Source organism: Winogradskyella ursingii, from assembly GCF_013403975.1.
GTDB classification, from domain to species: Bacteria; Bacteroidota; Bacteroidia; order Flavobacteriales; family Flavobacteriaceae; genus Winogradskyella; species Winogradskyella ursingii.
Genome location: NZ_JABFDH010000005.1, coordinates 196,271 through 217,313, shown reverse-complemented (window position 1 = coordinate 217,313; position 21,043 = coordinate 196,271). Strand labels below are relative to the sequence as shown.

The 21,043-nt window shown below is 35.0% G+C and carries 21 protein-coding genes; 7 read left to right on the top strand and 14 right to left on the bottom strand.

The window, feature by feature from the left end:
* The first annotated feature begins 27 nt into the window (after positions 1-27).
* On the top strand, positions 28-3,288 hold the full coding sequence (locus HM983_RS13805) for a S41 family peptidase (RefSeq protein WP_179346315.1): 3,261 nt from the start codon (positions 28-30) through the stop codon (positions 3,286-3,288).
* A gap of 150 nt (positions 3,289-3,438) precedes the next feature.
* Here HM983_RS13805 and HM983_RS13800 read toward each other — a convergent pair whose 3' ends face one another.
* Positions 3,439-3,816 carry a glyoxalase superfamily protein gene (locus tag HM983_RS13800; RefSeq protein WP_179346313.1) on the bottom strand — a complete coding sequence of 126 codons (378 nt, stop codon included), beginning with the start codon at positions 3,814-3,816 and terminating at the stop codon, positions 3,439-3,441.
* A gap of 56 nt (positions 3,817-3,872) precedes the next feature.
* On the opposite strand from HM983_RS13800, the gene HM983_RS13795 reads away from it, so the two are divergent.
* Both HM983_RS13795 and HM983_RS13790 read left to right on the top strand, forming a co-directional pair.
* A complete protein-coding gene (locus tag HM983_RS13795) occupies positions 3,873-4,190 on the top strand; it encodes a hypothetical protein (RefSeq protein ID WP_179346311.1) in 318 nt (105 codons plus the stop codon).
* Entirely contained in the window at positions 4,191-4,682 is a 492-nt protein-coding gene (locus HM983_RS13790; protein WP_179346310.1) for a M23 family metallopeptidase, read from the top strand. It begins immediately after the preceding gene.
* On the opposite strand, the gene HM983_RS13785 is transcribed toward HM983_RS13790, so the two are convergent.
* Complete coding sequence (locus HM983_RS13785) at positions 4,679-5,245, bottom strand: hypothetical protein (RefSeq protein ID WP_179346308.1); 567 nt, start codon at positions 5,243-5,245, stop codon at positions 4,679-4,681. The two genes, HM983_RS13790 and HM983_RS13785, sit on opposite strands and share 4 nt — an antisense overlap.
* Before the next feature lie 57 nt (positions 5,246-5,302).
* Between HM983_RS13785 and HM983_RS13780 the strand changes: the two genes are divergently transcribed.
* On the top strand, positions 5,303-5,470 hold the full coding sequence (locus HM983_RS13780) for a hypothetical protein (protein ID WP_179346306.1): 168 nt from the start codon (positions 5,303-5,305) through the stop codon (positions 5,468-5,470).
* A 48-nt stretch (positions 5,471-5,518) separates the two neighbouring features.
* On the opposite strand, the gene HM983_RS13775 is transcribed toward HM983_RS13780, so the two are convergent.
* Complete coding sequence (locus HM983_RS13775) at positions 5,519-6,943, bottom strand: M20/M25/M40 family metallo-hydrolase (RefSeq protein WP_179346304.1); 1,425 nt, start codon at positions 6,941-6,943, stop codon at positions 5,519-5,521.
* Positions 6,936-7,814: a PPK2 family polyphosphate kinase gene (locus HM983_RS13770; RefSeq protein WP_179346302.1), complete on the bottom strand. Its 879-nt coding sequence runs from the start codon at positions 7,812-7,814 to the stop codon at positions 6,936-6,938. Before HM983_RS13770 ends, HM983_RS13775 begins: the two co-directional genes overlap by 8 nt.
* 192 nt (positions 7,815-8,006) lie before the next feature.
* Between HM983_RS13770 and HM983_RS13765 the strand changes: the two genes are divergently transcribed.
* Positions 8,007-8,762, top strand: coding sequence for a hypothetical protein (locus HM983_RS13765; RefSeq protein ID WP_179346300.1), 756 nt, complete (start codon positions 8,007-8,009; stop codon positions 8,760-8,762).
* Positions 8,763-8,785: 23 nt separating this feature from the next.
* On the opposite strand, the gene HM983_RS13760 is transcribed toward HM983_RS13765, so the two are convergent.
* From HM983_RS13760 to HM983_RS13730, 7 genes are all read right to left on the bottom strand, one after another.
* On the bottom strand, positions 8,786-9,949 hold the full coding sequence (locus HM983_RS13760) for a sigma-54-dependent transcriptional regulator (RefSeq protein WP_179346298.1): 1,164 nt from the start codon (positions 9,947-9,949) through the stop codon (positions 8,786-8,788).
* A gap of 1 nt (position 9,950) precedes the next feature.
* Positions 9,951-10,835, bottom strand: coding sequence for a DUF6268 family outer membrane beta-barrel protein (locus HM983_RS13755; protein ID WP_246277521.1), 885 nt, complete (start codon positions 10,833-10,835; stop codon positions 9,951-9,953).
* 1 nt (position 10,836) lies between these two features.
* Positions 10,837-11,730, bottom strand: a complete 894-nt coding sequence (locus HM983_RS13750; protein ID WP_179346296.1) for a mechanosensitive ion channel family protein — start codon at positions 11,728-11,730, stop codon at positions 10,837-10,839.
* A gap of 6 nt (positions 11,731-11,736) precedes the next feature.
* The gene (locus tag HM983_RS13745) at positions 11,737-13,050 is read right to left on the bottom strand and encodes an ABC transporter permease (RefSeq protein ID WP_179346295.1); all 1,314 of its coding nucleotides are present in this window, start codon (positions 13,048-13,050) and stop codon (positions 11,737-11,739) included.
* Positions 13,051-13,056: 6 nt separating this feature from the next.
* Positions 13,057-13,983, bottom strand: a complete 927-nt coding sequence (locus HM983_RS13740) for an ABC transporter ATP-binding protein (RefSeq protein ID WP_179346293.1) — start codon at positions 13,981-13,983, stop codon at positions 13,057-13,059.
* A 359-nt stretch (positions 13,984-14,342) separates the two neighbouring features.
* Positions 14,343-15,458, bottom strand: coding sequence for a molecular chaperone DnaJ (dnaJ, locus tag HM983_RS13735; protein WP_179346291.1), 1,116 nt, complete (start codon positions 15,456-15,458; stop codon positions 14,343-14,345).
* Positions 15,459-15,531: 73 nt separating this feature from the next.
* A complete protein-coding gene (locus HM983_RS13730) occupies positions 15,532-16,083 on the bottom strand; it encodes a nucleotide exchange factor GrpE (protein WP_179346289.1) in 552 nt (183 codons plus the stop codon).
* 151 nt (positions 16,084-16,234) lie between these two features.
* Here HM983_RS13730 and HM983_RS13725 point away from each other — a divergent pair, with 151 nt between their 5' ends.
* The gene (locus HM983_RS13725) at positions 16,235-16,888 is read left to right on the top strand and encodes a YceI family protein (RefSeq protein ID WP_179346287.1); all 654 of its coding nucleotides are present in this window, start codon (positions 16,235-16,237) and stop codon (positions 16,886-16,888) included.
* A 253-nt stretch (positions 16,889-17,141) separates the two neighbouring features.
* Here HM983_RS13725 and HM983_RS13720 read toward each other — a convergent pair whose 3' ends face one another.
* Positions 17,142-18,074 (bottom strand): peptidylprolyl isomerase, encoded by a 933-nt coding sequence (locus tag HM983_RS13720; RefSeq protein WP_179346285.1) that lies wholly within the window; start codon positions 18,072-18,074, stop codon positions 17,142-17,144.
* 135 nt (positions 18,075-18,209) lie between these two features.
* Here HM983_RS13720 and HM983_RS13715 point away from each other — a divergent pair, with 135 nt between their 5' ends.
* The gene (locus HM983_RS13715; RefSeq protein ID WP_179346283.1) at positions 18,210-18,656 is read left to right on the top strand and encodes a hypothetical protein; all 447 of its coding nucleotides are present in this window, start codon (positions 18,210-18,212) and stop codon (positions 18,654-18,656) included.
* A 97-nt stretch (positions 18,657-18,753) separates the two neighbouring features.
* Here HM983_RS13715 and HM983_RS13710 read toward each other — a convergent pair whose 3' ends face one another.
* Both HM983_RS13710 and HM983_RS13705 read right to left on the bottom strand, forming a co-directional pair.
* Positions 18,754-20,109 carry an amidohydrolase family protein gene (locus tag HM983_RS13710; protein WP_179346281.1) on the bottom strand — a complete coding sequence of 452 codons (1,356 nt, stop codon included), beginning with the start codon at positions 20,107-20,109 and terminating at the stop codon, positions 18,754-18,756.
* Between the two features lie 166 nt (positions 20,110-20,275).
* On the bottom strand, positions 20,276-21,028 hold the full coding sequence (locus HM983_RS13705; RefSeq protein ID WP_179346279.1) for a SpoIIAA family protein: 753 nt from the start codon (positions 21,026-21,028) through the stop codon (positions 20,276-20,278).
* Positions 21,029-21,043: the final 15 nt, after the last annotated feature.

Below are 21,043 nucleotides of genomic sequence, written 5' to 3'. Positions count from 1 at the left end.
TACATAGATAATTAATCATTTTACAATATGAAATCAATTTTTAAAACAAAACTTACCCTTCTTCTATTATTTATTTCATCCGTAACACTTGCTCAAAGCACTCGTCTTTTACGCCAACCAGATATTAGCACTAGGCAGATTGTTTACACATATGGAAGTGATATTTGGATTTCAGATTTAAATTCTTCTGAAGCAAAACGCATTACTTCAACCGCAGCAGTAGAGAGTGATCCTTATTTTTCTCCAGATGGCCAGTGGATTGCATTTAGCTCTAATAGAGCTGGCGCTAATAACGTTTATGTCGTCTCCAAAAACGGTGGAGAGCCTAAACAACTTACCTGGCATCCAAGTGGCTCAACAGTAAGAGGTTGGACTAATGACGGTAAACATATTTTATTCGCGAGTACAAGAAATACTGCGCCAAGACCTTACGAGCGACTTTACACAATTTCGGTAGAAGGAGGCGTTCCTAATTTACTAACCAAACAATGGAGTTTTGATGGTGATTATTCACCTGACGGAAAAAAACTGGTCATTGATAAAATGGACCGTTGGGATATAGAATGGCGCGCATACAGAGGCGGACAAAATACTCCGCTCATTATTTTAGATGTAGCCACTCAAAACGAAGAACTTCTACCTAATGAGCGTACCACAGATATTAAACCACTTTGGCTAGGTAACAAAATTTACTTTTTGTCTGATAGGGATTTAGTGATGAATATTTGGTCTTATGACACCAATAGTAAAACACTAAATCAGGTTACAAATTTTAAAGGCTCTGATGTAAAATGGTTGTCAGCAAATGATAAAACTTTGGTATTTGAACGTGACGGTTATTTACACACTATGGATATTAATAGTGGTAAAACAACACAATTAGAAATTAATGTTGTTGGAGATTTCCCTTGGGCTGCAACCAAATGGGAGAATGTATCCAATTCATCCAGCTCAGCCTCATTGTCACCTAACGGAAAACGTGCCATTATGGAATCTCGTGGAGATATTTTTACTGTACCAGTAGAATTTGGTGATTCAAGAAATATAACTGAATCATCCGGCACGGCAGATAGGAGACCAATCTGGTCTCCAAAAGGTGATAAAATCACATGGTTTTCTGATGCGGACAGAAAAGGATATAAATTGATGATTTCAAATCAAGATGGATTATCTAAGCCCGAAGCGATTTCTATTGGTGAATCAAAATTAGGCTGGAGTCCATCATGGTCTCCAGACGGTAAATATATTGCCTTTGTAGATGATGATGTAAGATTGCGATATGTAAATTTAGACACAAAAAAACTAACTACGATTGACGTTGGAGGCACAAATCTAGAACGTGGCAGTACAGAATTAAGATGGTCACCAGATAGTAAGTGGATTGCCTATGAAAAATCAGGTTCTAATAACTTCAGACAGATATACATTTATTCGTTAGATAAAAATGAATCGAAACCCATCACCGATGCTTTTGCAGATTCATTTTCACCAACTTGGGATCTTAATAAAAAACAATTATACTTTTTGGCAAGTACAGATGTTGCCCTTGGTTCAGGTTGGGCCAATACGAGTTCGATGACTTCAGATCCTGTTTATGCAGCTTACGTGGTTAATTTGGATGCCAATGACAAATCACCTTTTAAGCCCAAAAGTGACGAGGAAGAAGTAAAATCAAATAATGAAGATGAGGAAGACAAAAAAGATGAAAAAGAGGAAGAAAAAGACTCAAAGGATAAAAAGGATGATGACAAGTCTATAGTTATTGATTTTGAAGATATCGGTCGCAGAACATTAGCTCTGCCTATGCCAGAAAGAGAGTATGGTTATATGATTCCAGGACCTGAAGGCTCTGTATTTATTACAGAACGTATTCCAAATAGTTGGAATTCCTCATTACATAAATTTACTTTAAATGACCAGGAGTCAAAAGAATTTGCTTCAAATGCAGGATCCGTTTCGGTGACGCCAAATGGTAAGCACATGTTAGCAAGAATCAACGGTGATTGGCAAGTTATTAATACAGGTGGTAGCGATGCTAAAGGTGGAAAACGTCTTAAAGTTAACCTCCAAATGAAATTAGATCGCTCCGCCGAATGGGAGCAAATGTTTGAAGAAGCCTGGCGCTACGAACGTGATTATTTTTATGATCCAGCCATTCATGGTCGTGATTGGGACGTCGTATACAAGCGTTATGCACCATTGGTGCCATACGTAAGGCATCGTGCAGATTTGAGCTATATATTAGACCAACTTAATGGAGAATTATCGGTGGGTCACAGTTTTGTTTTTGGCGGTGATTTTCCTGATACAGAATCTTCAAAAGTAGGTTTATTAGGTGCTGATTTAGTTGAAAAAAATGGCCGTTGGAAAATAGAACGAATTTATACCACTGAAAGCTGGAATCCTGGGCTTTCCGGTCCATTGGATGCTCCTGGTTTAAAAATTGAAGAAGGCTATTATATCGTTGGTATTAATGGTAATGAAATTAAAGCCGACGAAAATCTTTATAAACATTTAGATGGTACTTCTGGTATGCAAACCATTCTTCATATTAATGATAAGCCAGAATTTAAAGGACACTGGACAGAAGTAGTTGAAACTATTAGAAGCGAAAATTCCCTGAGACAACGCGCTTGGGTCGAAGATAACAGAAGATTAGTGGACAAATTATCCAATGGTAGATTAGGTTACGTTTGGGTACCAAATACTGGAGGACCAGGTTTTGTTTCCTTTAATCGCTATTATTTTGCACAACAAGATAAAGAAGGAGCTGTGATAGATGAACGTTTTAATGGTGGCGGACTTTTGGATGACTATATGGTAGATTTAATGACCAGAAGTTTAAGAGCAGGTTTAACCAATGAGGTGCCAAATGGAACGCCAATGAAACTTCCTGCTGGTATTTTAGGCCCAAAAGTATTACTGATCAATGAACTTGCAGGTTCTGGTGGTGATTTTTTCCCATGGGTATTTAGACAGCAAAATGCAGGAAAATTAATAGGAATGACCACTTGGGGCGGATTAGTAAAATCATCTACGCATTACGGATTAATTGATGGTGGCGGACTAACAGCACCAGACAATGCAGTTTTTGACCCAATTAATAATGAATGGGTAGCTGAGAACAAAGGTGTAGCTCCAGATATTGAAGTGAGACAAAATGCGAAAGCTCTTTCTAAAGGAAATGACCCACAACTTGAACGTGCTGTTGAAGAATTAATAAAACAATTGGGAACTAAAAAAGAGATAAAGGCACCTAAATTTTCCAAACCTGCTATAGGTAATTGATATCTTTACCCTTTAGAAAATTTAACTTATGAGTGGTTTTGATATAGTGATGGTGATTGCCGTTATCCTTTTTGCAAGATTAGGGGTGCGTTTGGTAACAAAATATATTGAAATGAAACGTAAGCCTAAAGACGATGAAGAATAATCTCGTTAATTGCTATCTCTGTAAAAAGTAAGACCATTTCCGTAAAGATCAAAAAAAGCAAACTCCTTGGTTCCCCAAGGAGTTTCTTTTAATATGGTACGTGCATGATATACACCAGAAGTTTTATATTCTTCATAAAGCGCTTCAACATTATCTGTATAAATTCTTAACATAGGTCTATCTAAACCTTCAATCCATTCTTTTTCGTCGTGCCATTGCAAATGGATTTCGACATTATCTCGAGACACTCCTGCATAGCCCATAGTAGACGTTGAATCAGCGAAAGCTAATTTGAAATTCAATTTTTTAACATAAAAATCAACTGCTTTTTTTACGTCCTTAACAGGTAGGACAGGATGGACTTGCTTTAAATATCCAGGCATAATTCATAAATTTTTATCTTTATAAATGTAACATTAAATAAAGATTTTAAAAAAATATGAAAGGATTACTATTTTTAATTGTCCTTCTATCAATTACCCACATGCTAAATAGTCAAAGCATGGAGCGTTATGAGCATATTGAAAACGACTCCATATACCTTGACTTCATTAATCCATACCATGCTCCAATTACAGTTAATATCACCCCTTTAGATTCAACAAAATCTTTCGTAAAGGTCAAGCCCTATGCATTATTAAGGTATCAAGACACTCTAAAAAACGCTTTAATTATTCCAAAACAACATAAACTCGATTCCTCCAGCGTAAATGTGAATCGCTATGTAAAATTTAATGGTAGGTTTGGTGATCCATAAATGGTAATTGATGCAAACTATATATACACACTACCTTTTCCTATCAATAAAAAATATAAAATTATCCAATCCTTTGGTGACAGGTTTTCTCATAACCTAGAACATTCAAAATATGCTCTGGACATCGGAACTCAAATAGGAGACACGATAACTGCTGCCAGAAAGGGTAAAGTTTTTTATATAAAAGGAGACTCTAAGGAACACTGCAGAACTAGAAAATGTATGAATAAAGCAAATAAAATCTTGGTGATACATGACGATGGAACCATAGCAAATTATGTCCATCTTGATTTTAACGGTGTATTAGTAAATGTTGGTGATGAAATTGAAGTTAATCAACCTATTGGAATTTCAGGTATGACGGGATTCACTACCACTCCACACCTTCATTTTGTAGTACATAAATATGGCGGAATATCAATACCATTCTATTTTAAAGGCTTCGAAGGAAAAAAGCTGAAAAAAGGCAAATATTACCGAAGAAAACTTTAATCGTTTACCTTACCTGTAAATTGATTGAGCTTTGGATTAATAGGATTTCCTGTTGAGCGTCTAAGTACTACTAATTGTCCACAATGCCAAATAGCATCTGCAATCGGTCCATTAACCTGATTCCAAAATGGGAATTCCTGTTCTCCAAAAATGATCTTGTATTGCGAAATGTCGTTGCTCTTTCTTAGAATATCGGCTGCGGTTTTAAGATTGTTTAAAGTCTTGAATCGTAGCTCACTATAAGTCAAGGATTCAGTTACTCTTAAATTTTCTTTCTTTAGCGTTGAGTTGACAATAATCTCAGATAAATCATAAATATGCTTTAAAGTTTCTTCTGACGATCGCCCGTCCTCATTAGTCCTGTAGGCTAAATCCTTTTCTGTCAATCCTTCTGAAGCCCAATAATATCTAAAACCTAAAGCATCAACCATACGCGCAGCCATAGTTCCTGCTGTGAATTTATCTGGGTAAACTGGCACTTCCGTATAAGGCAGACTTTCATTTTGCCCAAAACTTTGAGCTAAGCCCAATAAAATCAACAGAAACAAGTAATAATTTTTCATATTATAATTTTCTTAACCCTAAAGGTATAGAAGTTTTCATATCTTAAAAGAAAAAATATGAGTTCGGATCCAAAACCAAAAAAAGAAGACAAAAAACAAAACGGTAAATATTTTATGAATCATCGTACACCTGCGGACATGCATGGTGATGGGGTTTATTTTAATAAAGAATTACTTGCCAAAAAAGAACAAAAAGAAAAGCAGAAAAAAAAGACTAGTAATTAAGAACGATTTAAGGTTCTAGTATTATAAATTAAAGGATATTTTTTCAAATCAATCCTTAAGTTCATTGTTTTCAGGAACTGGATTCACACCATATTTATCAAATAAATAGACCAAACTTGTCATCGTAGCTGCCCCTAATTCTAATTCTCTTTTATTGACGTGCTCAAAAGTGTCATTTGCCGCATGGTGATGGTCAAAATAGCGTTGTGAATCTGGACGTAATCCCGCCAGGACATTCCCTTCAGTTTTAAGCGGGCCAACATCTGCACCACTTCCACCCAATTCAAAATAATGTATTAAATAAGGTTTAAATAAGGGCTTCCATCCCAAAACCTGTTTAAAATTAGTATCGTTAGTTGCAAACGAAAAACCTCTTGGCGTAAATCCTCCAGCATCACTTTCTAATGCAAAAATGTGATTTTCATTTTTTTCTTTGGCTACCTTAGCGTATTCTGTTGCACCTCGCAAACCATTTTCTTCATTCATAAAAAGCACTACTCTGATACTTCTCTTTGGTGTAATTCCACTTTCTTTTAGTAACCTCAACACATCCATAGACTGTACCACTCCCGCACCATCATCATGCGCTCCATCTCCCAAATCCCAAGAATCTAAATGTCCACCGACTATTATATATTCATTGGGAAATTCGCTTCCCGTGATTTCACCAATGACATTGTAAGATTGCACATCATCAAACTGTTGACAGCTCTGCTTAAAATAAAATATTAGATCTTTATTCTCTTTTAATTTTTCACTTAAAGTATTTGCATCGTTTGTACTAATAGCAGCAGATGGAATACGGAGCTCTACCGGTAAATCGCCATAGCTCATGCTACCTGTGTGCGGTAAATCATCTTGACGTAAATTCATGGAACGGACAATAACACCTACAGCTCCATACTTTCCAGCTTCCATAGCACCTGCATAGCGTTGGTTTACACAGCCACCATAAGCGTCGAAAGTGCTGATTAAATCCGGTTGCATCCGTCGATTATAAAATACTATTTTGCCTTTGATTTTTTCCGGTCCTAAACTTTCGAGGTCTTCAATACCTTGCACTTCGATAATATTTGCAGTAACCCCATTTTCTGCAGTAGCAACTGAACCTCCCAATGCACAAATATTGACTTTTGTAATACCATCTGTAGTTTCAAAATAGGCCATTTCCTTTTCACCTCTTTCCCATTTTGGGACCATAACCGGTTGTAGCCATACTTTATCCAAACCTAACTTTTCAAGTTCTGCTTTGGTATAGTTTACGGCCAATTCGGCATTTTTAGAACCCGACAAACGTCCGCCTATATTATTGGACAAATGGTCGAGCCATTGATAACTATGACCGTTGGTTAATGACGTTTTGTAAATTGTTTTTATAGTTTCTTCGTCTGTTTGTGAATTAACAAAGGAGCATCCAATAATAGACACAACTAACAAAATTGTTCTTAATGGGTTTCTAAAATCACTATTCATTCTTCAATTGTTCTTTATATACGTTGATATTTGCTTTTTCTTTGGGTGGTAATTCTGGTTCCCTTATGTCCTTGTATTTTAACAACGTATCATATAAAATTCGAGCAACAATATATCTTGCCGTTGGCTTATCGTCTGCTGGAATATTGTACCAAGGCGCGTGTGGTTTTGAGGTGTTGTTAATGGCATCTTCATAGCACGCTTGATATTTATCCCAAAGTTTTCGCTCTTTAAGATCATCTGAAGAAAACTTCCAATGTTTATCAGGTCTATTGAGTCTCCTTAATAATCTATTTTTCTGTTCTTCTTTGGAAATATTTAAGAAAAATTTGAAAACTATGGTACCATTATCCGCTATATGCTTTTCAAAATTGTTGATTTCTTCAAAACGTTTTTCCCAAAATTCTTCATTGACATCATTAACACTATTAATACCTGGCATGTTTTCGTACATCAGATATTCAGGATGTACTCTTGTAACCAAAACATTCTCGTAATGTGTTCTATTAAAAATCCCAAATTTTCCTCTAGCCGGTAGTGCTATATAGTGTCTCCATAAATAATCGTGCTTAAGTTCTAAATTGGTTGGCTTTTTAAAGCTATGAGCTACTATTCCTCTTACATTGAATTCTTTAAATACTTCACGAATCAAACTATCCTTGCCTGCTGTGTCCATACCTTGAATACAGAACAAAACTGCATATTTGCCGTGTGCGTACATCGCATTTTGTATATCTGCCAATTGTTCACTAACATCACGTAAGGCATTTTTTATGTCTTTTTTATCGGCACCTAAATCATAGGATGTTGATAAATCGGAAATTTTTATTTGGGATGAAACCTTAAAATCTTCTACTTTAATATTATTCATATGTCAAAATTCTGAATTAAATATAGTGCATTTTTTGTGTTTGCTTGAAACCTAATAAATTGAAATAAAAATATGATTAGGTAATTTCTTACAAACCTAAACTAAACATCGATTAAACGTATTTAAATTCGCTTAAGTACAAAATTTTGATATTTTTGAAGTCCCAACCGAACTAAACTTAAACCTCAAATTATGAAAAAACATTACTTTCTGCTCCTGCTATTTTGTTTTATTTTCACAAAAGTCAACGCACAAGATATCTATCCCAACCTTGTTAAAGCAAACAGAAATATAACTGCCGGTTTAAAAGCATACAATATCAAAAGCTTACAATATCATGCTAAAATTTCCAAACTCTCCATAGATTCTTCCATACAAGAATTAACTAATGAAGATTGCCAAAAAGCGTCTGACCTATCTACAAGCATTACCATACGTTTAGAAAGTGCATTATTGGCACAAGATTTTGCAACTGCAGAAGCACACCTGGTAGTTTGTGAAGAATTAATTTCAAAATTATTTTACGAATTCAATCTGTGTGCTACTAATGATTCTGCTAAAAACACAAATACAGAATTAGCTAAAAACAACGAAACAGAATTATCAAAGCTTGAAATGGAACAAGCGAAATTATTAGAGGAACAATCAAAATTGAAAGAAAAAGAGAGAAAAATTGAAGCTCAACTAGCGCAGCAAAAATCTAAACAAAAGCAACAGTTAAAAGCAAATTTCATCAAATTAAACAAAGAGACTATTATATCCAATATTGAATCCTATAATGCCTCTCTTAAAGCCTGTGATTGCAATCGTAATTTAGACATAACCTTTGATGGCTCGCAAGATTTTTCGAATTTGGAATTTGAAGCGATAAAAAGTTACTTTTTGGATGAAAATATAAAACTTACTAAAGCTTATACAAGCTTACTAAAAGATTGTAAAAGCGAATAAGATCAGCATAATTTGTAACTATTTTATTTTGATGCAAAAGCCTTAACATCGCTTTCGCTTACTTCTTTTTCACCGAGAATAATTAAACGCTCTACCACATTCCGTAATTCGCGAATATTACCTGTCCAATCGTAATTTTGAAGCAACTTTAATGCCTTATCGGAAAATGATTTTTTCGCTGTACCTTGTTCATTACTGATTTTTTCCGCAAAATATTCTACCAATAGCGGAATATCATTTCGCCTGTCATTAAGTGCGGGAACTTCAATTAAAATCACTGCCAATCTGTGGTACAAATCCTCACGGAATTTGCCGTCTTCAATTTCCTTTTTTAAGTTTTTATTGGTTGCGGCAATGACTCTTACATTAACCTTAATATCCTTGTCGCTACCCACACGCTGTACGCGGCTTTCTTGTAAAGCACGTAGCACTTTTGCCTGTGCAGAAAGACTCATATCACCTACTTCATCCAAGAAAATGGTACCACCATTTGCGGCTTCAAACTTACCGGCTCTGTCCTTGTTAGCAGAGGTAAAAGCACCTTTTACGTGCCCAAACAATTCACTTTCTATAAGTTCACTCGGAATTGCGGCACAATTCACCTCAATCATTGGGCCTTTAGAACGTTCACTTTTTTGATGCAGCCAATGGGCCACCAATTCTTTACCTGTTCCATTTGGGCCAGTGATTAAAACTCTAGCATCAGTTGGTGCGACCTTGTCAATCATATTTTTGATACGGTCAATGGCATCACTTTCTCCAATCATTTCATAGTTTTTGCTGACTTTCTTTTTCAGCATTTTATTTTCAACTACGAGTTCTTTTCTATCTAAAGCAATACGTACCGTATTTAAAAGTCTATTTAAATCCGGTGGTTTTGAGATGTAATCAAAAGCACCTAAACGCATGGTATTTACAGCTGTATCTAAATCTCCATGACCAGATATCATAACCATTGGGGTTTCAGGCTTTATTTTTTTTACGGCTTCTAAAACTTCAACACCATCCATTTTTGGCATTTTGATGTCACAAAGCACCAAATCGTAATCGTCTTTTTTTATTTTTTCGATTCCTGCCAAACCATCTTCTGCTTCTTCTACCTGGTAGCTATCATTTTCTTCCGAAAGTATTTTTACCAAGACCCTTCTAATGGCAGCTTCATCTTCTATAATTAATATTTTTGACATATTATATTTTAAGTTTTAATCCTGTTCTTAAATAAAACGCATTTAAATTATCTAATGAAAATACATCGTTTCTATCGTTATCCCTTAACACATTATCCAATCTGGCCGTGTAACCTAAATAAGAGTATGCATATAAATATTTACTGAGTTTATATTCATATCCAAAACCACCAACGACCACAGAAAGCGATATGTGATCCACTGATTTACCATCATCTGTCATTGTTGGTTCTTGTACATGAGCAAAATATCCATCTACACTCGCAAAAGCTTGAATGGTATGTTTTTCATCGAAAAAATATTTTACGTTAGATTTAGGAATACCTATGGCAAACGACCAATTCTCGTTAATTGTTCTAGAATAACTTACAAATGGTAATGGAAATGGTAAGCCAGTTGTGGTATTATAAGTTAAACCTAAAATTAAACGATAAGGCCGTTTTGCACTTTCATCTTCAGATCTATCATTAATTACAAAAACACCTCCGTTTAGAAATAAATCGTCAGCGGTAATACTTTGGGTTAGTGTTGATGCTATTCTGGGATTAATTTTAAATCCCAATCGCCACATTTCACTTGTTTTAAAAGTGTATCCTAAATTCAAATCAATAATATTGATTGTTTCTAGCAATGACGCATCAAATGGATAATCATCCTCCAAATTTAGAATCACTCGATTGTACTCTGCACCTATAATAAAATACGTATCCTCTTTCAATTCAATAGGATAATTGACCAATGCCCTCAGTCTCATATATTGATCTTCGGATTTTGTTTTTGGAATAAACGAATACTCCAGTCTAGCCAAATCTGTAAGTTGGGCAAAAGAGACATTGGTGATTGCTACTAGAAATAGCAAACAAAGGAAATTTTTTATCTTCATCATCTTATTCATTTGAAGCTTTGGGTTTATTTTCAATAATATGAATGTCGCGCTGAGGGAAAGGGATGGTGATATTATTTTCCCTAAACAATCTATCTATTTCAAAACGGATATCACTCTTTGGAAATTGTGCCTTAAAACTATCTGCCATTGTAAAAACTAATTTAAAGTCCAATGAGCTTTCTCCAAAATCAGTAAAAACCACAGTTGGTTCTGGCTCTGAAATAACGTCTCCATGTGTACTTGCAGCTTGTAAAAGTAGCTTTTTTACTAACTGCACATCGCTACCGTAAGCCACACCGACGGTAACACTTTCTCTAGTTAATATACCGTTTTGAGTCCAATTGTAAAGACTATTAGTTAAATAGAGGTGGTTGGGAATAATCAGCACCTTGTTGTCAATGGTTACAGCTCGTGTGGTTCTGAGTTTTATTTCTTCTACACGGCCTATTTTTCCTTCAATCTCAATAATATCTCCAACATGTACCGTTTGATCAATCAAAATAAATACTCCCGAAATAATGTCTTGAAATAAAGTCTGAAGTGCCAGACCAATACCAATTAATAATGCTGCTGAAGCCGCAAAAACAGCAGTAACCTCAACACCAACACTGTGTAATGTAATTAGAAAAATGATGATGTATATAAGCCATCTAAAATAGCCAAATACCACATTGAATTTTCCTTTGTCATCCTCTGGTAAGTTTCTGGTTAAAACCCTTAAGACTAACCTTAATACAAGTGTAGTTATAAAAATAACAGTCGCTAAAATGAGCATATCAAAAATTGAAATACTAATTTTATCTGTTAAATCTATATGCTGGCCAAAAAATGCTCTTATATTCTCCCAAGCATTACTTTCAACTATAGTTTCTTCTAATTGTTGTAAATCTTGCATAATCAGTTAATACTTCAACCATTTAAACAATTCTTTATACGTAGGTTTTTTTCCATACATTAAAATACCTACACGGTAAATTTTTGCAGCAAACCACACGGTAAACACAAATGTACCGATCAAAAGTAATAGTGATAAACCTTGTTGCCATAAAGGCACACCAAATGGAATACGCATAAGCATCACTACAGGAGATGTAAACGGAATGAATGAAAATACGGTTGAAACTGTACCGTGTGGGTCTTCAATAACCGTAAACATCCCAACATATACTGCCAAAATGAGTGGCATTAAAATAGGTAACATAAATTGTTGTGTGTCGGTCTCATTGTCAACCGCTGCACCAATTGAAGCATAAAGCGAACTGTACAATAAATATCCACTAATGAAGAAAAACAAAAACGCTATGACCAAATTTGTTAACGGTAAATTACCGATTGCAACAATTATATTTTCTGCCATAGCCTGTGCACCATCTGATTCAATGGCTTGATTCATCATTTCCTGCTGTGGCGTATTAACCTGTGACATATCAATACCAAAAATGGAAGAAACCACTATTAGCAAAATACCTCCCAAAATCATCCAAATGATAAATTGTGTAACGCCTGCTAAGGATGTTCCAATGATTTTTCCCATCATGAGCTGAATGGGTTTTACCGAAGAAATAATTACCTCAATAATTCTACTTGTTTTTTCTTCTATTACACTTCGCATAATCATATTACCGTAAATGATAATGAACATGAATAGTAAATATCCAGCAACACCGCCAAATGCAAGTTTTACGACATTATCAATCTTAGAACTCTTCTCACCTTCAAAACTTTCTTGTGCAATATCGATACTAGTCTTGGAAGCGTTGATTTGATCTATGTTGACTCCATCATTTTGAAGTTTTAAGTCTGTTAACCGTTTTTCGAGCTTTCTTTCTAATGAAGAAATGACATTGAGAGATGGTGTTTCCTCAGAGTAGAACTTTACGTTTTTAGCAACTTCATCGAATGCATCTGAATTGGAAATATATAATAAGCCGTAATCCTCACGCTCCTTAACCATATTTTTTGCATCAGCAAGCCCAACATTACTGAGAATGGTATAGGTCGTATTATCAGTATTTTCAAACGCCTCGCTGAGATAACCCGTTTCGTCCAATATAGAAATTGCACGCTCCTTGTTATTATTAAGCTGTGATAGATAAGCCACGACAGCAATAAGGGCAATCATTATCATAGGACTTAAAAACGTCATAATGATAAAAGATTTATTTCTAACCTTAGTAAGGTATTCCCGTTTTATAATTAGTGGTAAATGATTCATCCTTAACTAGTTATTTGTTACAGTTTGAATAAAAATATCATTAGCAGATGGTATGACCTCCACAAAATGATGCACTTCTGCTTTTGAGGTTAAAAATGAAAGCAAATCGTTCGGCGAAGTGTTTTCATTGATTTTAATATTCAGTTTAATGTCGTCAACAAGATTTTTGAAAGTAGCCGGAAGCACATCAAAACTGTTTTTGATTTCACTTAACACTTGTTCGCTATTTGCCGATTGTAACCCAACCTCAAATGTATTGGTTTTATATTGGCGCTTGATATCATTTAATTTTCCATCAAGTACTTTGTTCGATTTGTGAAGCAAAGCTATATGATCACAAAGCTCCTCGACCGATTCCATACGATGTGTCGAAAAAATAACGGTAGCACCTTCGTCCCTCAATTGTAAAATTTCATCTTTTATTAAATTAGCATTAATCGGATCAAAACCTGAAAATGGTTCGTCAAAGATTAACAGTTTAGGTCGGTGCAATACCGTAACTATAAACTGTATTTTCTGTGCCTGGCCTTTACTTAGTTCCTGTATTTTTTTGTTCCACCAGTCTCCGATATCCAATTTATCGAACCAATATTTTAATCTTGATTTGGCTTCAGTTTTACTTAAACCTTTGAGTTGTGCCAGATACAATGCCTGTTCACCAACTTTCATTGATTTATAGAGTCCACGTTCTTCGGGTAAATAACCAATGTCTCTAATGTGTTCTGGTTTTAAAGGTTGACCATCCAATAAAACCGAACCTTCATCTGGCATAGTAATTTGATTGATAATACGTATTAAGGTTGTTTTACCTGCTCCGTTAGGACCTAATAAACCAAAAATACTGCCTTTAGGCACTGCTATAGACACTTGATTTAGTGCTTTGAAATTCCCGAAGTTTTTTGATACGGAATCAGCAACTAATAAGTCATTCATAGATTGATGATATTTACAATAGGGTTAGAATGTAAATATATTAAATGTTAGAGAGTTTGCATCAAAATACAATAGTAATTGTATCGCTTTTAAGCTTTTTTTAGACTTGAAAGAAAATAAGAATCCACTCTTTGGAAGGATTGGCTTAAATTACATTTTTAAGTACACCAGAATACTTCTCAAAATTGAGAATTGCTGATTAGGTAGGTCATGCCTTAAAATTAGTAAAGCGTAAAAAAACAAAACCCACCCTTATCGCAAAATAAGGATGGGAAAAAATTGCTATGAAAAAGAAAAATTATCGCTAATTAGCATTAGCGATAATCAAATATACTATTTTTTATGAAACAAGCCATTTTTTATGAAAACATATCTTTTACTTTTTCAAAAAATGACTTGTCCGAGCTTTCAGGTTTAGGCTCAAAGTGTTCATCGTCCTTCATACTTTCAAAAAAATCTTTCTGTTTCTTACTTAAGGTTTTTGGTGTCCATACATTGACGTGCACCAAAAGATCACCTTTGCCATAACCATTAATATTAGGGATTCCCTTGCCTCTTAACCTTAATATTTTTCCAGATTGTACTCCAGCATCAATTTTGATTCTCACTTTGCCTGTAACGGTATCGATCTCTTTAGATGTACCTAAAACAGCATCAGATAAACTCACATACATATCATAATGTAAATTATCACCCTCACGTTTTAGAGTTTCGTGGTCTTCTTCTTGTATCAATACGAGTAGATCACCTGCGATTCCATTACCTGGAGCATCATTACCCTTTCCCGTCACCTTAAGCTGCATTCCTTCAACAACTCCAGCCGGAATTTTTACCGATACTGTTTCATCAGAAACTTTTAGGCCCTGAGCATCTGCATCCGCTGGTTTTTTATCAATGGTCTGCCCTGCTCCACCGCAAGTCTGACAAGGAGAGGCTGTTTGCATTCTTCCTAAAATGGTATTTGTTACTCTAGTCACTTGACCGGAACCATTACATGTACCACAAGTTTTATACGTTGTACCAGGTGCTTGTATTTTTCGTTTTACCTTAATTTTCTTTTCAACTCCATTGGCTATATCTTCAAGAGAAAGTGTAACTCTGATTCTCAAATTACTTCCTTTAACAACACGTTGCCTTCCGCCTCCGCCAAAGCCACTGAAGCCTCCGCCTCCGCCAAATGCTCCACCAAAAATATCTCCAAACTGACTGAATATATCATCCATATTCATACCGCCTCCACCAAAGCCTCCACCTTCAAAAGCTTGGTGACCAAATTGGTCGTAACGTGCTTTTTTATCGGCATTACTTAAAACTTCATAAGCTTCTGCAGATTTCTTGAATTTCTCTTCGGCCTCCTTGTCATCTGGATTTTTATCTGGATGATATTTTAATGCCATTTTGCGATAAGCTTTTTTAATTTCGGCCGCAGAGGCATTTTTATCAATTCCTAAAATGTCGTAATAATCTTCTTTCATCTGTTCTGCCCAAGAAATGGGAATCTTAATATTATTAGTTTAGTTTATTTTACAAAGTGGTACCTTCTGAATATTATTGTCCTATTACCACCTTTGGGAAACGAATAACTTTATCTCCCAATTTATAGCCGCGCTCAACAACATCTATAATCTTACCTTTTAAATCTTCACTTGGAGCTGGGATTTGGGTGATGGCCTCATGGTCGTCTGCATTAAACGGGTCACCTTTTTTAACTTCAATTTTCGAAAGGCCTTTTTGCTCTAAAGTGCTTAGTAATTTGTTATAAATCAACAGCACACCTTTTCTTAATTCCTCAGCTTCTTTGTCGTCTTCAATGTGCAGCAATGCACGTTCAAAGTCATCTAAGATAGGTAGCATGGATGTCATTACATCTTGACTAGCTGTCTTAAAAAGTTCAATGCGCTCTCTTGTGGTTCGTTTTTTATAATTTTCGAACTCAGCGAATAGACGCATGAATTTATCCTTTTCGGCAGCCAATTGGTCTTGTAACTGTTCTTCTACTGACAGTTCTTCTGCTTCGGCTTTATTATTTTCTTCAGTCGCTGTTGTTGTTTCTTCAGCCAACACCTCTTCAACTTCTTTATTTTTATCTTTTTTGCTCATTTGAGTCTCCGTTTTTTAAATCTTTGATTTTAAGGTGGCAAAAGTACTGCCATTATTAAGAAAATGTCAAAATGTCATTAACATTTTTTTATCATAAATAACCTATTCAATTACTTACCTTTACACACTTAATACTAAAACTAACACAAACATGAAAACATCATTTTTAAAAATTTTTACTCTTGTAGCATTGGTTTCCTTTTCTAGCTGTAAAGACGGAGCAAAAGAAGCAGAAACAAAAGATGCTGAAGATGCAGCTATGGCAGATGCAAGCGCAGTGACTTACGCAGCAGATACTGACGAGTCCGTTATAGAATGGAAAGGCTTTAAGCCAACGGGTTCCCATACTGGAACTATTAAAATTGCAGACGGAAATATTGAAGTTAATGAAGGAAATATTGAAAGCGGCACATTTGAAATTGATATGAGTAGCATTAACGTTACTGACATACCTGCTGAAGATGAAAGTAATGCCAAATTAACTGGTCACCTTAAAAGTGCCGACTTTTTTGATGTTGAAACATACCCAAATGCAAAATTTGAAGTGACTGGCCTAGAAACTATGGACGGTAAAACTATGCTTTCAGGTAATTTGACCATGAAAGAAACTACCAATAACATTAGCATACCTGTGTCAACTTCAATGAATGGTGATACAATGACTTTAACAAGTGAAACTTTCACGATCGATCGTTCTAAATGGAACGTAAAATATGGTTCTAAATCTTTCTTTGATGATTTAGGAGATAAATTTATCAATGATGATATGGAGCTTAAAGTAACTTTAGTTGCTAAAAAGGCTTAATTGAAGCTAACTGTTTAAAATTGAAAAGCATCTACGTTATTAGTGGATGCTTTTTTTTGTAGCCTTTAACGCATCCTTTATGTTCTACACCCTTGAATTCAAACTATTATAATTTTTTAAAACGCTACGAACCCTTAAAATATTACTAAAGTTTAGCCTTCTGAGCCTGCAGTTAAGGATTGAAACTGCATTTAAAAACATAAAAAAGCACCATACAACTGGTGCTTTTCTACTTATATTAAAATTGTGATTTTTACTTTAGTCCCATCAACTCAACATCAAAAACCAATGTAGCATCTGGCGGAATTACACCTCCCGCTCCTGCAGAACCGTATCCTAAATCACTCGGTATCACCAATCTTGCTTTATCACCAACATTCAATAGACAAATACCTTCGTCCCAACCCGGAATCACTTGACCTACACCAACTTGAAAATCCAATGGCGAGTTTCTTTTGTATGAGGAATCAAACACTGTTCCATCGGCCAACTGACCTTTATAATGTACCGAAACCATATTACCTTTTTCAGCTTTTTTACCATCACCTTTTTGGATAATTTTGTATCGTAATCCGCTCTCTGTTTCATCAAAACCCGATGCTAACTTATCAAGCTCAGCTTTTGCAGCTTCGCGCTCGGCAGCAACTCGTTTTTCTCTCGCTCCTTCAAAAGTTCTAAAGGCCTCAATGGCATTGAATTTTTCGGCAGCGTCACCTTCTCTAATGATTTCCACACTTTCAATTTTATCTCCCTGTTCAATGGAATCAACAACATCTTGTCCTTCTACCACATTCCCAAAAACAGTATGTTTACCATCTAACCATTCTGTTGCGATATGTGTGATAAAAAATTGACTTCCATTGGTACCAGGACCAGCATTTGCCATGGATAATTTTCCTGGTGCATCGTGTTTTAAATCTGGGTGAATTTCATCATCAAATTTATAACCTGGATTTCCTGTCCCTGTTCCTTGTGGGCAACCACCCTGTATCATAAAATCAGGAATAACTCGGTGAAATTTAAGTCCGTCATAATAAGGTGTTCCCTGAGGTTTAGCGGAATTTTCCATATTCCCTTCTGCTAAAGCAACAAAATTACCAACCGTACCTGGTGTTTTTTCAAATTCTAAGTTCGCCAATATTTCCCCTTTAGAAGTATTGAATTTTGCGTATAAACCGTCTTGCATTGTTTTGTTTTTTGTTTAAGAGTGCAAAGATAACGAATGAAGCTGGAAGCGAGAAGCTTGAAGTTAGTTTATTGGATTATTAGATTGTAGGATTAAGAATATATATTTCACTAGTTTTGAAAAAAATTAAATTGAATGGGTTTTTTATCAAAATTACTTGGATCCAAAAGTTCTGATGTTAATGTTGAATCTGATGATACAGTTGCAGCTATTATTGAGAATGTTGAGAATCCCCCTTATGGTGTTTCGGAACACAATGTACTATATGCAGGTTTAAAGGAATTGGGTGGTTATTACATCTTCCAGACATTAGTTATTGGCGCATTGAATATTAAAACAAAAAAGGGTGCTAAGCTTAAATTCTCAGGTACTGACTTTGAACTTAAACTCAACTCAGATATGCCAGAACTTGAATCTGAACCGTCTGATTTAAAAGGTCGTTATGTGACTCCAATAGACTTTCAAATTGAAGAATATGATATCGAGAAGTTAAAAAATGCTGAATTAAAATCAGTTCAATTAACCATTAAAAATCAAGAGCTAATTTTTGAGAAAGCTGTTATTTTAGATGAGGAAGAGTAAAGATTTTCTTAGATATTTATGGTCATAAGCTTAAGACGGGAGATTTAGCTTGTACAATAGAGCAACCGAATGATTATAGTCATTTGTCGCTTATATCTTATTCATTTATTTTATATTCAACTCCGTTTTTATAAACCGATACTACACTTCGAATATTTTGAATTGCCTCTAACGGATTTTTATCTAGGATAACCAGGTTTGCAATTTTCCCCTCTGAAATCGAACCGCACATTTCTTCAATTCCAATTGCCTTAGCGTTATTTAATGTGGCAGCCTTTAACGCATCAAAGTTAGTTAAGCCACATTCCGTTAAGAGTATAATTTCGTCCTGAACCCATTTTAAGTTTACACTAAAATCTGTTCCTGCAGCTATTGTAACTCCATGTTCATAGGCCGCTTTTGTAATTCGCTTTACCCAATCGTCCATTGCAACAACATCCATTTTATTTGAAGCACTTGATAGATGTTGAGTTGGACTGTTTTTTTGAGATTTTGATTTATTATGCGGATCGTTAGAACGGAATTTTACACTCCAAGCCGAAAGCGTTGGCTCAAAAATTATACTATTTGATTTCATTTTCTCGAACAACATAGTAAATTCGGCAGCAGAGGCATTTGCTTTTTCAAAATCTATAAACGGTAAGGACTTCCGAATTGCTTCATTAAATGAGGCTGGTATATCTTTTTCCAATTCGAAAATCATTCCTGTCCCATGAGATAGCACATCCACATTTGCATTTACGGCATCTGAGGGTTTACTAGGATATATACTAGAATGACTCCACATTTTTAGGCCATTTTGGTGGGTAATTTTACTAAGATCTATTAACAACTCAGGACTTACATTAGAATATACTTTTAGACCTGTTACACCAGCTTCTTTTGCCTCGGTAACTATTGCAGTCAAATTGGTTTTATCTGTAATGACTCGCATCCAAGGTGCTGAACCTGGTTCGAAACCTTGAGCTGCAAACTTTGTTCTTGGATCTTGTAAAAAAGTAGGCCCAAACACATTGGCAGAATAATATATCTTTGGACCATTGAGATTTCCTTCGTCAATTGCTTTATTAAGAGATTGATAAACTCTTGCGTCTCCACCCATATCACGTACACTTGTGATTCCTGAATAGAGTAATTTACTCAAAATTTCCTTACGGTTTTTTGGTCTAAAAAGATGTACGTGAGAATCTATCAATCCTGGTATAACAAAATTCCCTTTTAAATCAACCTTATTTGAAATTCCTTTTAAATCTATTGAACTACTAGGTTGTATCGATTGAATTTTGTCTTTATCAATGATAATGGTCATATCTTCTAACTGTTGAGAATTTTCAACATCAATAATCGTAACATGAGTTAAGGCAATAGAATTTTTGGAAATATCCTGAGAATTTATTTGACATACAAACACAAAACAGGAAACGAGCATTAAAACTTTATTTGCTTTTTTCATTGCTATGGAATTTTAAAATGTGTCTCAACAATTTTGTACAAGCACTTGTTGCAGGAAAACCTTGAGGATTTTTAATAACGTAAACTAAAGATATCGAATAAACATTGATTTCCGATTAGGGAATTAAGCTATTATTACAATTATGGGTAATTGTCAATTCTTTTCTTCAGCTTGAAACCCAATTTCGGGCATCATTTAATTGATCAATTTTATAGGTCTTTAATTTCATTCCTGGTGTTATAAAATCTGCAACGCCCGAAAGTTTATCAATCCATTTTTTGTCGGTAACAACGGCATATTTTCCTACTTTACCTATTGCTTTTAAATCTACTTGCATTCCTTTTACAAAGGTTTTTAGTTTTTCAAGAGCTGGAATGGATCGCAGGACAACTATTAAGTTTATTTTTTCTTTTGATTTTCTATCAAGTATTTCATAAAGGGCACTTATAGAACTGTGGTCAAGGGTGTCATGAAGCAATTCAATCTCAAAAACATCATTGTCTATTTCGTTTATTTTCACATTTGTAAGATAATCCTCTGCTCTGTAAGTTTTTTTATCAATGTTTTCTAACCATTTGATTGCTTCATCTCGCTGGGATCTATCGAAGGATTTTATGGGAATATTTGGAGTGAAAAAATTGGCTGTGGGAACAAGTTTAGTCATTAAATCCTTGTCAGATAATATGGCGTATTTTTTAATGACATTGAGCGAAGCCTTTTTAAGTTGAAACAGCTCATCAATTGAAGAAAAATCTTCTGGCCAAGGCATTTCATCAATAACTCCTAACAGGCTAATTTTATCGTTATTTTCTTTGAATTCTTGGAACGATTTCATTAGCTTTTTGGCATCATTTTCGGTCAATTTACCCGTTGAGTGAAATTCATAAATGTTGGTGTTTTCAATTTTCTTTAAATCCATTTTATGAAGTTTTAA

Bases quoted from the DNA above. Each gene is read 5' to 3' on its own strand.
- HM983_RS13800 (WP_179346313.1), bottom strand. From the start codon at position 3,816: ATGCCTGGATATTTAAAGCAAGTCCATCCTGTCCTACCTGTTAAGGAC.
- HM983_RS13805 (WP_179346315.1), top strand. From the start codon at position 28: ATGAAATCAATTTTTAAAACAAAACTTACCCTTCTTCTATTATTTATT.
- HM983_RS13720 (WP_179346285.1), bottom strand. From the start codon at position 18,074: ATGCAAGACGGTTTATACGCAAAATTCAATACTTCTAAAGGGGAAATA.
- HM983_RS13760 (WP_179346298.1), bottom strand. From the start codon at position 9,949: ATGTCAAAAATATTAATTATAGAAGATGAAGCTGCCATTAGAAGGGTC.
- dnaJ (WP_179346291.1), bottom strand. From the start codon at position 15,458: ATGAAAGAAGATTATTACGACATTTTAGGAATTGATAAAAATGCCTCT.
- HM983_RS13730 (WP_179346289.1), bottom strand. From the start codon at position 16,083: ATGAGCAAAAAAGATAAAAATAAAGAAGTTGAAGAGGTGTTGGCTGAA.
- HM983_RS13755 (WP_246277521.1), bottom strand. From the start codon at position 10,835: ATGATGAAGATAAAAAATTTCCTTTGTTTGCTATTTCTAGTAGCAATC.
- HM983_RS13725 (WP_179346287.1), top strand. From the start codon at position 16,235: ATGAAAACATCATTTTTAAAAATTTTTACTCTTGTAGCATTGGTTTCC.
- HM983_RS13710 (WP_179346281.1), bottom strand. From the start codon at position 20,109: ATGAAAAAAGCAAATAAAGTTTTAATGCTCGTTTCCTGTTTTGTGTTT.
- HM983_RS13715 (WP_179346283.1), top strand. From the start codon at position 18,210: ATGGGTTTTTTATCAAAATTACTTGGATCCAAAAGTTCTGATGTTAAT.
- HM983_RS13750 (WP_179346296.1), bottom strand. From the start codon at position 11,730: ATGCAAGATTTACAACAATTAGAAGAAACTATAGTTGAAAGTAATGCT.
- HM983_RS13785 (WP_179346308.1), bottom strand. From the start codon at position 5,245: ATGAAAAATTATTACTTGTTTCTGTTGATTTTATTGGGCTTAGCTCAA.
- HM983_RS13745 (WP_179346295.1), bottom strand. From the start codon at position 13,050: ATGAATCATTTACCACTAATTATAAAACGGGAATACCTTACTAAGGTT.
- HM983_RS13775 (WP_179346304.1), bottom strand. From the start codon at position 6,943: ATGAATAGTGATTTTAGAAACCCATTAAGAACAATTTTGTTAGTTGTG.
- HM983_RS13795 (WP_179346311.1), top strand. From the start codon at position 3,873: ATGAAAGGATTACTATTTTTAATTGTCCTTCTATCAATTACCCACATG.
- HM983_RS13705 (WP_179346279.1), bottom strand. From the start codon at position 21,028: ATGGATTTAAAGAAAATTGAAAACACCAACATTTATGAATTTCACTCA.
- HM983_RS13780 (WP_179346306.1), top strand. From the start codon at position 5,303: ATGAGTTCGGATCCAAAACCAAAAAAAGAAGACAAAAAACAAAACGGT.
- HM983_RS13770 (WP_179346302.1), bottom strand. From the start codon at position 7,814: ATGAATAATATTAAAGTAGAAGATTTTAAGGTTTCATCCCAAATAAAA.
- HM983_RS13740 (WP_179346293.1), bottom strand. From the start codon at position 13,983: ATGAATGACTTATTAGTTGCTGATTCCGTATCAAAAAACTTCGGGAAT.
- HM983_RS13765 (WP_179346300.1), top strand. From the start codon at position 8,007: ATGAAAAAACATTACTTTCTGCTCCTGCTATTTTGTTTTATTTTCACA.
- HM983_RS13790 (WP_179346310.1), top strand. From the start codon at position 4,191: ATGGTAATTGATGCAAACTATATATACACACTACCTTTTCCTATCAAT.